Source organism: Enterococcus malodoratus ATCC 43197 (genome assembly GCF_000407185.1).
Classification (GTDB): Bacteria; Bacillota; Bacilli; order Lactobacillales; family Enterococcaceae; genus Enterococcus_A; species Enterococcus_A malodoratus.
In genome coordinates this window covers 1,596,185-1,611,188 of the sequence record NZ_KE136481.1, presented here as the reverse complement: position 1 = coordinate 1,611,188, position 15,004 = coordinate 1,596,185, and the positions used below count along the sequence as shown (strand labels likewise).

The 15,004-nt window shown below is 37.6% G+C and carries 10 protein-coding genes; all 10 read left to right on the top strand.

What is annotated here, in order from left to right:
* The first annotated feature begins 213 nt into the window (after window positions 1–213).
* The 10 genes from I585_RS07885 to celB all read left to right on the top strand — a co-directional run bounded on the left by I585_RS07885 (window position 214) and on the right by celB (window position 14,961).
* Complete coding sequence (locus I585_RS07885; RefSeq protein WP_010742910.1) at window positions 214–3,702, top strand: MucBP domain-containing protein; 3,489 nt, start codon at window positions 214–216, stop codon at window positions 3,700–3,702.
* Between the two features lie 725 nt (window positions 3,703–4,427).
* Window positions 4,428–5,621 (top strand): glycine C-acetyltransferase, encoded by a 1,194-nt coding sequence (locus tag I585_RS07880; protein ID WP_010742911.1) that lies wholly within the window; start codon window positions 4,428–4,430, stop codon window positions 5,619–5,621.
* Window positions 5,622–5,653: 32 nt separating this feature from the next.
* On the top strand, window positions 5,654–6,655 hold the full coding sequence (locus I585_RS07875; RefSeq protein ID WP_010742912.1) for an NAD-dependent epimerase/dehydratase family protein: 1,002 nt from the start codon (window positions 5,654–5,656) through the stop codon (window positions 6,653–6,655).
* A gap of 244 nt (window positions 6,656–6,899) precedes the next feature.
* Window positions 6,900–8,249 carry an APC family permease gene (locus I585_RS07870; RefSeq protein WP_010742913.1) on the top strand — a complete coding sequence of 450 codons (1,350 nt, stop codon included), beginning with the start codon at window positions 6,900–6,902 and terminating at the stop codon, window positions 8,247–8,249.
* A 251-nt stretch (window positions 8,250–8,500) separates the two neighbouring features.
* Window positions 8,501–9,931 (top strand): 6-phospho-beta-glucosidase, encoded by a 1,431-nt coding sequence (locus I585_RS07865; RefSeq protein WP_010742914.1) that lies wholly within the window; start codon window positions 8,501–8,503, stop codon window positions 9,929–9,931.
* Window positions 9,932–10,016: 85 nt separating this feature from the next.
* The gene (locus I585_RS07860) at window positions 10,017–10,334 is read left to right on the top strand and encodes a PTS cellobiose transporter subunit IIB (protein ID WP_010742915.1); all 318 of its coding nucleotides are present in this window, start codon (window positions 10,017–10,019) and stop codon (window positions 10,332–10,334) included.
* 12 nt (window positions 10,335–10,346) lie between these two features.
* The gene (locus tag I585_RS07855) at window positions 10,347–12,365 is read left to right on the top strand and encodes a BglG family transcription antiterminator (RefSeq protein ID WP_010742916.1); all 2,019 of its coding nucleotides are present in this window, start codon (window positions 10,347–10,349) and stop codon (window positions 12,363–12,365) included.
* A gap of 12 nt (window positions 12,366–12,377) precedes the next feature.
* Window positions 12,378–12,695 carry a PTS cellobiose transporter subunit IIA gene (locus I585_RS07850; protein ID WP_010742917.1) on the top strand — a complete coding sequence of 106 codons (318 nt, stop codon included), beginning with the start codon at window positions 12,378–12,380 and terminating at the stop codon, window positions 12,693–12,695.
* A 368-nt stretch (window positions 12,696–13,063) separates the two neighbouring features.
* Window positions 13,064–13,570: a hypothetical protein gene (locus I585_RS07845; protein ID WP_010742918.1), complete on the top strand. Its 507-nt coding sequence runs from the start codon at window positions 13,064–13,066 to the stop codon at window positions 13,568–13,570.
* Window positions 13,571–13,587: 17 nt separating this feature from the next.
* Window positions 13,588–14,961: a PTS cellobiose transporter subunit IIC gene (gene celB / locus I585_RS07840; protein ID WP_010742919.1), complete on the top strand. Its 1,374-nt coding sequence runs from the start codon at window positions 13,588–13,590 to the stop codon at window positions 14,959–14,961.
* Window positions 14,962–15,004 lie beyond the last annotated feature (43 nt).

Below are 15,004 nucleotides of genomic sequence, written 5' to 3'. Positions count from 1 at the left end.
TTAGAAAAACAGTTGAAGTAAGTTAACTTATAAATTATAAATAATTCATAATTAATAAAAAAATATAGCCTAAATGAATTTTATTAAATTTTGGAAAGAAAGCAAGATTATAAGTAAGTTGGAAATAATCCTATTTAGTTTCTTTAGTTAAAAAAGGAATAAGAATGCTTGTTTATAAAATAACTAAAGTTTTTTATAGAGGGGGAAAATGAGATGGTAAAAATGAAAAGGAATTACGCTGTTCTTTTATTTGGTCTTTTTTGTGGTGCTCTTTTATTTGGAGCAACAGGGCAAACAGCTCTTGCGGATGAAGTAACCGTGAATACAATAACTGATCTTCAGGATGCAGTGAAAAATGCTCCAGAAGACCGAAAAGTAATTTTGGGAGATTCTTTTCCAACAGATATTGGTGCAACGATTGCATTTAATGAATCGCCTTATCAAGTGGAGGTTGATGGTGGCGGCAAGGCGCTTCAATCTACTGCGGGAAAACAATTATTTTCTTATGGCGGTGGGACGGGAACAACGAGTTCAATCCTAAAACTTAAAAATTTCAATTTGGAAGGATTAGGTAATTCTGCTCGGGCACTAGTTGTTTCTGGCTATAAAGGAGAATTCATTTTAGAAAATACAAAGGTTAATAATTTTCGATCTTATGACGATGGCAGTGCCTTTTATACAGCGGGGAATACAACGCTCAATAATTGTACGTTCTCGAATAATGTAAATAACGCATCGGGATACTCTGGAGGTGCGATCGCATGTAAAGGGTACTCATCTAATTTTAAAGCATACAATTCAAAATTTATTGCCAACGAGACATTGCAAGCTGGAACGGGAAATGTGGGGGGAGAAGGCGGAGCGATCTATTTCTTCCAGCCAAGCGCTTCGGCCAAGTTCACTTTCAAGAATAATTATTTCGAAGGCAACAAATCTGTAGAAGATGTATCTGGCGGCGGCAAGGCCAAACTGGCTGACGGCGGAGCCATTGCCTTTTTCAATACAGTAAACGGCACAGATATTCTATTTGATGGCAATTCATTTGTTGGAAATATTGCCGGTGATGACGGCGGAGCGATCTTAATTCAAACGAATGACAATATTTCGAGTGCTGCTACTTTTAAGAATAATACTTTTTATCAAAATAAAGCTTTAGGGCAAGATTTGTCATCAAATAACGGCGGTGCTATTCAAATTTATGCGAATGGCGGCATCACTGAAGGCAGAAAAGCGGTTGTTGATTACATAAACAATAGTTTTGTTGAGAACACAGCAGCCTATGATGGCGGGGCCATTGGTAGTTCTGGTTACGTTACGAACCTTTCTGCTGGCCGCTATGCCAATAATTTATTTGCAGGGAATAAAGCTCGTACCGCTAGTAAAAATAATATTGCGGATTCCAAAATCGATGGTGCTGGTAATATTGAATCCAATCTTGGTTATGATAATGGCACGGCAACTTCAGTGACAATGGCAGATGCCTTTGGTACAGCACCTGTTGGTTTAGTGGAAAACTATAATAAAATCAAGGCGGGAACTTCTGACGATGCGATCATTTTACCAACGGTCCCGATCGCACCAGAAAAACTAGCAGATGATCAAGTTGAAAATTTGAGAGATGTGAACGAGGATCAACGCGGTTTGCCGAGAACTGCGAAAGCTGATATTGGTTCAGTTGAAATTGATTGGATCAAGTATGATAGTAATGGCGGTATCTTTGATTTAGGAACAGAACTTTCCAAATATGAGGGTACGATTTATTATGAAGGAACGCAACCAGAAACTTATTATCAAGTTGGCTATAAAGAGTTGAACCAAACGATTCCAGCAGGTACAGAGTTGAAGGCTACGCGGGAAAGTTATCAATTTGCAGGCTGGTCTAAAGATAAGGATGCCAAGGATCCTGACGATAATTTGGCAGCTGGACAAACGATGACAATACCAAAAGGCAACGAGACACTCTATGCCGTTTGGAAAAAATCAGAACCTGTCATCGTTCACTATATGACTTATGATGAAGACAAGCAGCTGGTTCAAATCAGTCCAGATGAAACCTTGACGGGGAGTCTGGGAGAATCCTATCATGCACAAATCAAGCAAATTGATGACTATGCTTTTTCTGGGGTGAAAGATGGGGATTCGATTACGGGTATTTTCAGTGATGAACCGAAAGAAATCACGTTGATCTATACAAAAGTTGCCAAAGAAAAAGGCATCGTCTTAGCTCAGTATCAAGATGAGTCTGGGAAACCTTTAGCTGGTGATGAGGTCTCCATGGGAGAAATCGGCAGTGATTATACGACCGTTCAAAAAAATATTGACGGTTATACATTTAAAGAAGTAAATGGTAATGAGGCAGGTAAATATGCGGCCGGGATTACACAAGTGATCTATATTTATACTAAGAATCCTGCTCAACAAGGAAAGGTTACCGTCCATTATCAAACAGAAGATCAAACTCCTTTATGTCCAGATGTGGAGCTGACAGGCGATGTTGACGATTACTACTCAGCTGAAGTGAAATCTTTTGATGAGTATGCGCTAAAGGGAATTCCAAGCAATGTTAGTGGGAAATATCAGACTCAGGATCAAGAAGTCACGTTGATTTATGAGAAGAAAGGGACTGGCATTGAAAAAGGTGTTCTGATCGTAGAATATCAAGATGAAACAGGCCATCCACTCCAAAATAGTGAAGTATCAATGGATGCGGTCGGAGAAACATATACTACGAATAAAAAAGAGATCGAAGGATACAGCCTTAAAGAAATCAACGGTGCCGAAACAGGCCAGTATATAGCTGGAATCACTAAAGTTACTTATATTTACAAGAAGAATGACGAGCCTGCTAAATCAGGAGAGGTAATCATTCACTATCAAGACGAAAAGGGAACAAAACTAGCGGATGATTTTTCTGAGGTAAAACCTGTTGGAACGTTGATCCCGCTAAACCAGTTGAATAAATCAATTGAAAATTATGTAATTAAAGAAGTCAAAGGTTTTACTACTGGTACTTATATAGAAGGAACGCAAGAAATTACCGTAGTCTATCGTAAAGTGTCGGGCAATGTGATCGTAAATTATATCAGTGATTCTGGGGAATCATTAGCTAAATCGATCACGATGAGCGGTGATGTAGGTACGGAATATGAGACTGCAAAGAAAGAGTTTAAAGACTATCGATTTAAGGAAGTTTTAGGCAACCCAACAGGTAAATATACTTCTGAACCACAAGTCGTTACTTATATTTATAGCAATAAAGGAACAATTACTATACGTTACGTGGACGAATCAGGAAATGAGTTGGCCCCAGCTGAACAGAAAGTTGGAAAAATTGGCGACGCATATGAAACTGAAGCGAAGACAATTGATGGCTGGAAGTTGAAAGAAACACCGAAAAACGTGAAAGGAAATTATCAAGCTAAAGAGCAGATAATTACTTACGTATATGTAAAGGAGAATAACCAAGGAACTGGTGGCGGCTCTGAAGCAGGCGGCAACACTGCTGGCGGACAAACGAGCACAGCTCATGTCGGTACCAATACCTATACGAGAACAGGAACTTTACCAAATACAAAACAAGAAAGCAGCAATAAACTTTTACCACGAACCGGTGAGAAAACGACGATGTCTACTACTCTAATGATAGTAGGTACAATAGTTATTGGATCGGTTGGATTAGCTTTTAGAAAAAGAAGAGTATAATAGCAATTTATAGGAAGGGTGTACCAATTCTATTGGTGCATCCTTTTTGTTATTCCTAAAATCAACATGAGAATAATAAAAAAACGACAAAAAGAAAACGCTTAAAAATCAGGAGGGAAGTTATCGAAGAAGAAGATGGATCAGAACAGATAATTTTTTTTTGAGGAACGACTCTTCTTTTTTTTATAGAAATTCGCTCCTTTTTTATAAAAATCGAGTAAAAAAAATGAAATTGTAGATTTATATGAAAATGATAACGCTTTTTATTTGAAAATGATTAGAATTTTATTTCCCTATTTAAATTCTCTATTTTGTTCCACACAGATACAAAGAATTATCCATTGTGAGTAAAAGATCTTACGGTTTGATGTTAGCAGGGCTGTCAGATAACTGTTTTTATAGAATCAAAAGCTTTTTTATTCTTTTATCATCAGCCTTTGTGAAAGCGCATACTTTAAATTTCAACGCTAAATTTGGATAAACAGTTTCCGTAAATTTAACCCAAAAAGTAAATAATCAATTATTAAATAAAATCGATTAGAAAGATTCTAACTTCTATTATAATTCAAGGAATTGTCGAGGCTATAAGTTGTAAACGTTGTCAAATGTGGATAAACTAAGCATGTAAAATACAAAAGCGCAAAAAAATAAGTATGCTATTCACTTTTTAAAAGCAGAAAAATAACAGCCTTAATTGCGCAATAATCAGTATGGAGGGAATAGTTATGAGTTCAAAGGTTCTTGACCAATTTCTAGAAACGAACTTGGCAGATTTAAAAGAAAAAGGGTTGTTCAACACAATTGACGTTTTGGAAGGAAGCAATGGTCCTATCATCACAGTTAATGATAAGAAAATGATCAACTTAGCTTCTAATAACTACTTAGGATTTGCTACTCGCCCAGAATTGATTGAAGCAGACGTGGCAGCAACGAAACATTACGGTGCTGGTGCTGGTGCGGTTCGTACAATCAATGGAACATTAGACATTCACCAAAAATTAGAAGAAAAAATCGCTGAGTTCAAAGGAACTGAAGCAGCAATTGCATTCCAATCAGGTTTCAACTGTAACATGGGTGCCATTTCAGCTGTAATGAAAAAAGGCGATGCAATTCTTTCAGATGAATTAAACCACGCTTCTATTATTGATGGCTGCCGTTTATCCGGTGCGAAAATTATTCGTATAAACCACCAAGATATGGAAGATTTGGAAGCTAAAGCAAAAGCAGCAACTGAAAGTGGCGAATACAACAAAGTAATGTACATTACAGACGGTGTGTTCTCAATGGACGGCGACGTTGCTAAAATTCCTGAAATCGTTGAAATTTGTGAAAAATACAATGTTATCACTTACGTGGATGACGCTCATGGAACTGGTGTAATGGGTAAAGGCCGCGGAACAGTTAAACATTTTGGTATGCAAGATCATATTGATTTCCAAATGGGTACTTTATCAAAAGGTATCGGTGTTGTCGGCGGTTATGTAGCAGGTACAAAACAACTGATTACATGGTTGAAATCTCAAGCTCGTCCATTCTTGTTCTCAACTTCATTAACACCTGGGGCAGCTGGAGCTTGTATCGAAGCAATTGATTTGATTGAAAATCATCCTGAATATGTTGAAAAACTTTGGGACAATGCAAATTACTTCAAGGCTGAATTAAAACGTATCGGTTATGATATCGGTCATGCAGAAACACCAATCACACCAGTTATTGTTGGTGATGAAAGATTAGCACAAGAGTTCTCTAAAAAATTGATTGAAAACGGCGTTTACGTGAAACCAATTGTTTTCCCAACAGTACCATTAGGAACTGGCCGTGTACGTAACATGCCAAATGCTGGTCATACAAAAGAAATGCTAGACGATGCAATCAAGGTTTATGAAACAGTCGGTAAAGAATTAGGAATCATCAAATAAAAAAAGAGGAACAGAGAGAGGACGACAAAGTCATGAAAAAAGTATTGATTACAGGATCATTAGGACAAATTGGATCTGAATTAACTGAGAGATTACGTAAAGATCTAGGTGTTAAAAATGTTATCTCTACCGATATTCGTACGATTGAAGGCAGCCCAGTTGTTGAAAATGGACAATTTGAAGAATTAGATGTAACAAACTACGATCAATTCTTAGATATTGCTAAACGTTACGAAGTTGATACTGTCATTCATTTAGCTGCATTGCTTTCTGCTACAGCTGAAAAACGTCCAGCATTTGCTTGGAACTTGAATATGACTGGTTTAATGAACGCTCTAGAAGTAGCACGTGAAATTGGACCTGAAACTAAATTCTTTGCACCATCTTCTATCGCAGCCTATGGACCAGATGCAGAACCAGACAACACACCGCAAGATACAGTGATGCACCCAACTACTATGTATGGTGTAACTAAAGTTTCTGGTGAACTATTGGAAAATTACTACCATACAAAATATGGTGTAGACACTCGTTCCGTACGTTTCCCAGGCTTGATCTCATATAAAGTAGAACCTGGCGGCGGTACAACAGATTACGCTGTAGACATTTATTACGAAGCATTGAAAAACAAATCTTATACCTCATTCATCGAAAAAGGAACTTACATGGATATGATGTATATGGATGATGCAATCGAAGGAATCGTGAAATTAATGAACGCGGATGCTAGTCGTTTAGAACACCGCAATTCATTCAATATCACTGCAATGTCTTTTGAACCAGAACAAATTGCTGCATCTATTCGTCGCCGTATTCCTGATTTCAAATTGAGCTATGATGTGGATCCTGCACGTCAAGGAATTGCAAATTCTTGGCCAAACTCAATTGATGACAGCGATGCTCGCAAAGAATGGGACTTCAGTCCAAGTTTTGATTTAGATAAAATGACTGACGAAATGTTAGAAAGATTATCAGCAAAATTTAAGGCAGAAGGAATCGAAACTAAAGTCTCTTTTGGGAAAGTTAATTCATAAAATTAGAAGTATTTCTTAACGTAACATGAGGAGGAAATAAGAAAAAAGGAAATGTTTAAAATAACGTTTCCCTTTTTCTTTCTCCATGTTAAAATAATGTCCGAGCAAATAGGTGAAGTTACTAAATAGTTGTTATATCGCAATTTTTTGTTCTATTTCTTTTATCTAATAACTTCAATTATTTGTTTTGCAAGTCAAGTTAAGAAGTGAACAAACAGTCGCTTCACAACAAGGAGGAAAAATTATGGCAGTCAACGAACATGATGTTGTCGGTTCAAATGAAGGTGAACTGAAACGAACAATGACGTTTTTCCCGGCCCTTTCGACAGTAATGGGTACTGTAATTGGTGCAGGGGTCTTCTTTAAAGCAGCAAGTGTCGCTGCAGTAACAGGATCGACCAGCTTACACATGCTCTCTTGGTTTTTAGGTGGTTTGATCAGTGTCTGTGCGGGTCTTACTGGTGCGGAATTAGCAGCAGCAATTCCAGAAACTGGTGGTATGTTACGCTATATCGAACGCGCTTACGGAGAATTTTGGAGTTTCTTACTTGGTTGGGCACAAGTAGTTATTTACTTCCCAGCAAACGTCGCCGCTTTAGCAATTATTTTTGCCACTCAGTTCAAGAACTTATTCGGTATGAGCGATGCAGCGATTATCCCAATCGCGATCGTAGCAGCAGCATCAATCATGTTAATCAACTTCCTAGGCTCAAAGGCCGGCGGAATGTTCCAATCAATCACTTTAGTCTGTAAATTAGTTCCTTTAGCATTAATCGTTATTTTCGGTTTAATCCGTCAAGGCGATGTATCTGTTAGTTTGTTCCCAGTCCAAGCTGGTACACAAGTTGGCGGATTTGCTTCAGCATTAGGTGCTGGTCTATTAGCAACAATGTTCGCTTATGATGGCTGGATCCACGTTGGGAATATCGCTGGAGAATTGAAAAATCCAGCACGCGACTTGCCTCGTGCCATCGCTGGCGGGATCTTAGGAATCATGGCTGTGTATTTATTAGTTCAATTTGCTTTCTTGCGCACATTAGATATCTCTGCATTAGCAGGAAACGAAAATGCTGCTATGGATGTTGCTGGAAAAATCTTTGGCGGCATGGGCGGGAAATTAGTAACAATCGGTATTCTAATCTCTGTATATGGAACAATCAATGGCTATACAATGACTGGTATGCGTCTTCCTTACACAATGGGGCTTGAAAAACAATTACCATTCTCTGACAAGCTAGTAAAATTAAACAAAAACCAAATCCCTTATATCGCTGGTATCTTAGAATTAGTGATCGCTATTGGTATGATGATGGTCGGCGGATTCGATATGTTAACAGATATGTTAGTATTCGTTATCTGGATCTTCTATACGTTAGTATTTATCGCGGTTATTAAATTAAGAAAAACAGAACCAGATTTGGTTCGTCCTTACAAAGTGCCGCTTTACCCAATTATTCCAATCATCGCAATCATTGGTGGTGTATTCATCTTAGTGATGACATTGATCAACCAATTCCAATTAGCAATGGTGGGTATCGTAATCACTGCACTGGGAATTCCATTCTACTTGTATTTGAAGAAAAAATATAAATAATTATATGAGCTAGCAACCGTTGTTGCTAGCTTTTTTGTTTGTCTTGAGGGCTTCTGCATAGCAACATCTAAGGTAGTTTGACACGCTGCCTTAGATGTTTTTTGCTGTGCAATTTTCGCAATCTGGGCACCTTTCTTCTATATAAAATAGAGGAACCAATAAATTGCCACAACGTTGTGGCAATTGTCTGTGTTCTAAATGTAAACGCTATCTCGTATGATGAAGATAGAAAAAGAAAGGATGGTAAATTTATGGCAGGATTTCCTAAAGACTTTTTGTGGGGAGGTGCAGTAGCTGCGCATCAGCTTGAGGGAGCTTGGCAGGAAGATGGTAAAGGAACGAGTGTTGCAGACGTGATGACAGTTGGTGGTCCGGGTATTTCACGAAGGATCACTGAGGGTGTTCTTGAAGGAGAGTATTACCCAAATCACGAGGGAATCGATTTTTATCATCGCTACAAAGAAGACATCGCGCTTTTTGCTGAAATGGGTTTTAAATGTTTTCGAACATCAATTGCTTGGACGAGAATTTTCCCTAAAGGTGATGAAGAAGTTCCTAATGAAGCCGGCTTAAAATTTTATGATGATCTATTTGACGAATGTCTGAAGTATGGTATCGAACCAGTGGTCACACTTTCTCATTTTGAATTGCCGTATCATTTAGTAACCGAGTATGGCGGATTTGCCAATCGTAAGGTAATTGATTTTTTTGTTAAGTTTGCGGAAGTTTGTTTTACGCGCTACAAAGACAAAGTCAAATATTGGATGACCTTTAACGAGATCAATAACCAGGCCAATTACAATGATCAATTTTTCCCATTTACGAATTCAGGGATCGCCTATAAAGAAGGGGACGATCGCGAGCAGATCATGTACCAGGCAGCCCATTATGAGTTAGTGGCTAGTGCTAAAGCAGTTCAGATCGGAAAAGCGATCAATCCAGATTTTGAAATTGGCTGTATGATCGCTATGTGTCCAATCTATCCAGCGACGTGCAAACCATCAGATGTCTTGATGGCGCAAAAGGCCATGGAAAAACGTTATTATTTCACAGATGTTCATGTGCATGGCACTTATCCGGGTTATATGATGACATACTTTGCTAGAAAAGGTTATGATTTAGATATAACATCTGAAGATTTAGCAGAATTAGAAAAAGGAACAGTCGATTATATCGGTTTTAGTTATTACATGTCCTTTGCAATCACACATAAAGAGGACAATATTTACTACGATTACCATGAACAAGAGGACTTTGTGCGAAATGAATACATCGGTATCTCCGATTGGGGCTGGCAGATCGATCCTGAAGGTTTGCGTTATGCATTGAATTGGTTCACTGACCATTATCGTTTGCCATTATTTATCGTCGAAAACGGCTTTGGTGCAATCGATGAAAAAGAAGCAGACGGCAGTGTTCATGATACTTATCGAATCGACTATTTCTGCGACCATATCAACGAAATGAAGAAGGCCGTTGTAGAGGATGGTGTGGATCTAATGGGCTATACCCCTTGGGGATGTATCGATTTGATTTCAGCTGGAACCGGCGAGATGAAAAAACGTTACGGATTCATTTATGTCGATCGAGATAACGAAGGAAATGGCACCTTAGAACGCAGTAAAAAAGATTCATTTGATTGGTTCAAAAAAGTTATTGCCTCAAATGGTGAAATTTTATAAAAAAAACGAACTCGATACAATTTTAAATTACGTTAAACTTAAATTAGAAGGATAAAAAAATAAAACGAATAGGGAGGAACAAACGATGAAAAAAGCATTAATTATCTGTGCCGGAGGAATGTCATCATCAGTAATTGCTAAAAAAACAACAGAAAGTTTACAAGGAAATGGTAAGGAGATCCAAGTAGATGCAACTTCTCAGTCTCAAGGAGCAAATACAATCGCGAAAGACGAGTATGATTTATACCTAGTCAGCCCGCAAACCAAAATGTATTTTGACAGCTTAGAGAAGAGTGCGAAGAAATACAATAAACCAATTGTTAACATTCCACCACAAGCATATGTACCGATTCCGATGGGTATTGATAAATTATCTAAAGTGATTCTTGAAAATATTGAGTAAGGATTGATAACTATGTTGAGCAAACGAGAAACACAAATCCTAAAACTTCTTTTTGATCATAAACACACGTATTTAACGAGCCAAGAGATTGCTTCAGGAATTGATGTTTCCAATCGAACAGCTAGAAAATATCTTCATCTGCTGGAAGATGCTTTAAAGAAAGAATCAATCGCCACTATTGAAGCAAAACAAGGAAATGGGTACCAGTTGAAAGTTGAGGACGCAAAAAAATTTGATGAGTTCTATCTTGAAGAGGTTAAGGATCAATCAACTTCAAAGGATATCACGACGATTCAAGAGTCAAATGATCGACAGTACTATATTTTAAACCGCTTGTTTTTTGAGCAGAGTGAAGTTTATGTGGATTCGATTGCCGACGAACTGTTCGTTTCTCGCTCAACCATATCAAACGATCTAGTTGAAGTAAAAAAACTGATCGCTCCTTACCAAATCGAACTTCAGAGCAAAAGTAATAAAGGAATTTTCATAGTAGGAAATGAACAGAATATTCGTCATTTTATTATGAACTATTTCTTTATGGAACGTTTGCATGACAATTTATTTGCTTTCTCAATGTATGCCAACCTGTTAGAAGGCATCAGTGTAGAGGAAATTGTCATTATTGTTTTAGATGAGTGTCGTGAATCGCAATTAAAGCTTTCCGATTTCATCGTTTATAATTTAGTACTCCACATCGGTTTGGCGATCAAACGAATACAGAATGGTTTTTTGATGGATATCCAAGCACCGATGACCTTTGATGAACGTTCGATTGAATATCAAACCGCACTAAAAATATTAGCAAGAATTGAAAACGCGATGGGAATTACGTTTTCTTCCGAAGAGGCCGATTTTATCGCACTTCATTTAAAAAATAAAATTACGGCCAAGACGATTTTTAAAAAGGCAGATGCTACAGAAGAAGAAATACGCACACAGTTAATTGAAACATTGAGGGCTATTGATCAAGACACACCGTTTGATTTGGAACACGATACAATCTTAGTTGACGGATTGATGATTCATTTTATTCCGCTGCTAACGAGGCTCCAAAATAACTCGAGTATTGAAAATCCATTACTTACGGAAATCAAGACCCAGTATCCTGATTTGTTTGAGTTGACGGTCAACTATTTTTCAAAAATGTCATTGTTCAAATCGTACCAAGTAACTGAAAGTGAGTGGGCTTATCTAGCGATTCATATAACGGCAGCGGTCGAACGTTACTTTAATGAACAGAAGACCCATGTATTAGTTATTTGCGCGACTGGATTAGGAAGCTCGCAAATGATCAAAAATCGTTTGGAACGAGAATTTGGAACGAGAATATTGATTGAAAAGGTCATTAGTTATTATGAAATAGCCGAACAAGATTTAAGTCAAATCGACTTGATTATCTCGTCAATCAATTTAGGAAACGTCGTTTTAAACGCACCGATCGTTAATGTCAGTGTTTTCTTAGGGAAAGAAGACATTAAAAAGATCAATCATGAAATATCTAGTAATAAGGGTGGTCATTTCAAAGGGTTTAAGGAAAATAAACAAACCGAAATGGTCGAAGAAAACGTTGAATTAATTAAACGAAGTTTCAAACCTGAGCTGTTTTATTTTGCTGAAGGTCAATCAACCAAAGAAACCGTGTTAAAGGAATTGATCGGTAAAATCGAAACAGTCGAAGAAACCGACTTGCAGGAAAGCTTTTTGAACCAGCTAAAACTAAGGGAATCCTATAGTTCAGTGGTATTTTCAGAATTTATGGCTGTTCCTCATCCAATTGAGGCCTTGACTAAAGAGGGGCATGTTGCGGTAGCAGTAGTACCCGATGGCATCGTTTGGAGTGAAAAGTGTCAAAGTATTCAGTTAGTTTTCTTGCTGTCACCAGATAAATTGGGGAAGTTTGAGATAGAGAAGGTTAGTCAAATGTTGGTAGAAATCATGGAAGATGATAACTTCAGGAAGGCATTGGCCTTCAGCGATACTTTTGATAACTTTATCCAAGCGTTTATTGATCAATTTGAAAAAAAAGCATAAAAGGAGAAAACAATGGACTCAGAAAAATTACAAGAAGCAGCATTTGAAATTATTTTGAGTAGTGGGGATGCCCGAACTCTTGTACATGAAGGCTTTAAAAGTATGCGTGAAGGAAACTATGAAGAAGCCGAGGTACATTTGAACGAAGCAAATGATTCACTAATCAAAGCACACAAAGCTCAAACCGAACTTTTACAGCAATATGCGAGCGGCGAGAAAATTGAGATGGAAATTATTATGGTCCATGCACAAGATCATTTAATGACAACTATGACATTACGCGAAGTCGCAATTGAAATGCTGTCGTTATATCAAAAAGTATCTCAATAGAAATTCAATACCTTAACACGAATAAGGATGTCAGTTGCCAGTTTTACTTCCTGCTTTAGCTGGTTAGTAAAATGGTATGCGAAACGACAATTAGATTCATTTTTCTCGATTTTAGAAAAATGATTTCTTAAATAGGAGTTAGCTTGGTCAATGAGTAACAAAATGATTTTTTGCCAAAAAAATCATTAGCTTAATATGAACAAGGATGTCAGTTCTGCTTTTCGCAGTGAAAAAGTTCGAATAAAACATCAGAAATTTTGAGTAATTTAGGAACGAGCACTTAAGCAGAATGATATACGGCGTGAGCAACAAACTGATTTTTTGTCAAAAAAATCATTAGCTTAATATGAACAAGGAGAGAACAGAGGATGGATAAAGAAACTGTTAGTCAATTAAAAAAAGAAACGGCACTAAAGAATTTTAGATTTAATCGTTTTCTTTTGCTTCGATATTTATTAGCCGGTTTTTTCTTTACTAATTTATATTGGTTGCTTTCTTTAGCTATGAGCAAAAGTATGTGGTCATTGTTGCCGCTGGGATTAATTGTACTTTCAGTCCCTGCTATTGCAGAGCATTTACGTCTGTACGGCTATCCATCAGATGATGTTCGCAACCAGCTAAAATGGCACAGACTGTATCAGATAACTCAAACGATAACAAATATTGTTTTAATGGTGTCTGTTTTGACCAATTTAGGGTTTGAACAAGTCTTTCCGTTTTTCACAAATAATGTAACGAGCAAAGGGTTTGTCAGTTGCATTCTGTTAGTCGGCATTTTGTTATCAGGCGTTATTTTGAAACGAATTAACAGCATTTATAGTCAAAAAGATAAGCATGCAACGTATATTACAGAATTTAGTAAACTAAATAATTGATAAAGGGTGATTAAAAAATGGACGGATCAAATAATAAAGTATTTGCTTTCTTAGAGAAAAACTTGATGGGCCCTATGGGGAAAATCGCATCACTAAAAGTAGTGCGGGCGATCATGGGTGCTGGTATGGGCGCAATTCCGTTTACGATCGTTGGTTCGATGTTCTTAGTATTCAATATTTTACCGATGACCTTTCCGTTTCTAGAAGACATCTTCAATGCAACATTTTTCAAATTCAGTGACCTTTATATGTTAGCCAACAGTACTACGATGGGGATTTTGGCATTATACTTTTGTGTTGGTTTAGGGTATGAATATACAAAAATCATTGCTGAAGAAGATGAATTGAACATGGCGCCGATTACAGGTGCGTTATTAGCGATGTTTGCATTCTTCCTTTCTATTCCTCAATTAGTATTGGATAACGGAACAGTGGTTCGTTTAACTGATGCTAAAGAAAATATCATCAACGGCTGGGCGATTGGTGGCGACGGTGTTTCTCGTCTAGGAACAGTTGGTATCTTTACAGGTATTATCATGGCAGTTATTGCCGTTCAGCTTTATCGTTTATGCGTATCAAAAAATTGGGTTATCAGAATGCCAGAACAAGTTCCTGAAGGTGTTTCTAGAGCCTTTACAGCATTAATTCCTGCATTTGTTGTTGCTTTTGTCATTTTAATTATTACTGGCGTATTAGTCTTCTTTAATACTGATATTTTCCAATTGATCGCTATTCCATTTGGTTTCGTAACGAATCTGACTAGTAGTTGGATCGGGGTTATGGTCATCTACTTCTTGATCCATGCTTTGTGGATCGTGGGTATTCACGGTGCCAATATCATTTCTTCCTTGATCGCTCCGATTACTCTAGGTAACTTAGCTTTAAATGCTGATGGTGCACATATTCCGTTGGCTGGCGAATTCCAAAATGCCTTTGTAACGATCGGCGGCTCTGGTGCAACTTTAGGTCTATGTATCTTCCTAGTTTACATGGCTAAATCAGAACAGTTGAAAGTATTGGGTAAAGCAGCGATTGTTCCATGTTTGTTCAATATCAATGAACCATTAATCTTCGGTATTCCATTGATTTACAATCCGTTTATGGCAATTCCGTTCTTCTTAGCACCAATGGTTTCAGCATCCATTGCATACTTCGCGATTCAATTAGAATTGATTCGTCCAGTAATCGCGAACATGCCTTGGCCTTCACCAGTTGGTGTCGGGGCCTTCATTAGTACCGGTGGTGACTGGAAAGCGGCATTGGTCGCAATTATCTGTGCGGCTGCAGCATTCGCAATTTATCTGCCATTTGCTCGTGCATATGATAAAAAATTGGTTGATGAAGAATCAGGCGCTGCAGAAGAAACAGCTGGAGAAAGCATTTCAGCATAATAAAAAAACTTAGTTAATAAAGAAATAGCCGTTGGCAATTGCC